The sequence below is a fragment of the Pseudomonas arcuscaelestis genome, assembly GCF_016881005.1.
In the GTDB taxonomy this organism is placed as follows: Bacteria; Pseudomonadota; Gammaproteobacteria; order Pseudomonadales; family Pseudomonadaceae; genus Aquipseudomonas; species Aquipseudomonas arcuscaelestis.
In genome coordinates, this window is record NZ_JACOPV010000044.1 from 1 (window position 1) to 1,689 (window position 1,689).

At 54.9% G+C, this 1,689-nt stretch carries 2 protein-coding genes; both read left to right on the top strand.

What is annotated here, in order from left to right; genetic code table 11:
* Positions 1 to 344 (top strand): uroporphyrinogen decarboxylase family protein (locus tag H8F21_RS29055; RefSeq protein WP_328824556.1); only part of this gene is annotated, 344 nt, incomplete at its 5' end.
* Between the two features lie 276 nt (positions 345 to 620).
* On the top strand, positions 621 to 1,689 hold a 1,069-nt coding region (locus H8F21_RS29060), incomplete at its 3' end, for a lytic polysaccharide monooxygenase (RefSeq protein ID WP_203585823.1).

Below are 1,689 nucleotides of genomic sequence, written 5' to 3' on the forward strand. Positions count from 1 at the left end.
GTAAAGTGCCGGTGATCATGTTCACCAAAGGCGGCGGCCTGTGGCTGGAAAGCATCGCCGATGCCGGCGCTGACGCCCTCGGCCTGGACTGGACCTGCGACCTCGGCGAAGCCCGTCAGCGCGTGGGTAACCGCGTTGCGCTGCAGGGCAACATGGACCCGACGGTGCTGTACGCCAAGCCCGAAGCGATCCGCGCCGAAGTGGGCCGCATCCTGGCCAGCTATGGCACAGGCACCGGGCATGTGTTCAACCTGGGGCATGGCATTACACCGGAAGTTAATCCGGAACATGCGGGCGCGTTCCTGCAGGCTGTGCACGAGCTGTCCGCGCAATACCACCAATAATAGTCTCCACCTGAAACCCATCACTTTGTTGTCATTGAAGTGATGGGTTTTTTATTGTCTATTTCAAAGTATTTGTATTTTTAATCGCCAGCACGTTGTTTATCTTCGTCGGGCATTGTTGTACCTGAAAGTTATTTCTAAGACTTTCCCTACAGCCATCATTCCTTGTTTTCGCGAATATCACCGTCGGTTGTCGTTCGATAACTCTTCAAGGCATCGTCCGCACCATTTGAGTGTGAGTTCTTTACCAAATATTAATCGTAGGATTCCGTAGTTATGATTAAAAATAATTTTTCGCAATGGGGCGGTGCGTCTTCATTGGTTCTGGCGAGTGCATTGTTACTACCTATGCAAAGTGTCATGGCACATGGTTACTTGAATGACCCACCTTCCCGCGCTTTCCAATGCCAGAAAGGGTTGAATAAAGACTGCGGCGGTGCTCAGTACGAGCCGCAAAGCGTGGGTGAAACCTTTAAGGGGTTTCCGGCTGGCGTAGGCGGTGCGCCTTTGCAGGGGCCGATTGATGGCAAGATTGCCAGTGGCGGTCATGGCCTGTTTTCTGCCGTCGACGCTCAGTCGGCCACGCGTTGGCACAAGACTGAAATCAAGGATCGCACTGTAAAATTCGACTGGAAGTACACCGCGCCGCATCCGGCGACCAAGCATGAGTACTTCATCACCCGCAACGGCTGGAACGCTAATCAGCCACTGGCGCGTACCTCGTTTGAGAGCACCCCGTTCTGCACGGTTGACGGTGGCAACGTCCTGCCGGCACCTGGCGCCAAGCACGAATGCGTCATTCCACAAGACAAAAACGGCTCCCACATTCTTTTGGGTATCTGGACCGTTGGCGACACGGATGCCGCGTTCTATAACGTGGTCGACGTGAACATCATTGCCGAAGCCGAGTTGCCGGGCGGCTGGAGTAACGTGGGCAGTATTGTGCCGTCCAACACCCTGTTGGCTGGCGACAAGGTCAAGGCCCGTGCCTTCACGGCAGCAGGCGAGAGTGCGGCGCATTCGGTGGCAATCACCATTGATAGCGCTGAGGAGGGTGTACAGGGGAACTGGTCCTTCAAGCTGGCCGAAGCGATCAACAAAAGCCAGACCTTGATCAAAGCTGGCATCCGCGATGAGCAAGGCGATGTTGCGCCGGTCAAAGGCCAGAACAATCTGTATGCCCAGAAAGACAGTGGTGTGGTTCGCTATGAGCTGTCTCTGGACATGAAAGAAGATGAAGGTGCACGCATGGCCTTGTCGGCGTTTGCTGAACAATACGTTCTGGACAAAGGCCGCGCGAAGGTGCGCTTCGCGATGATCGCCAACCGTGACATGAACGTTGAAG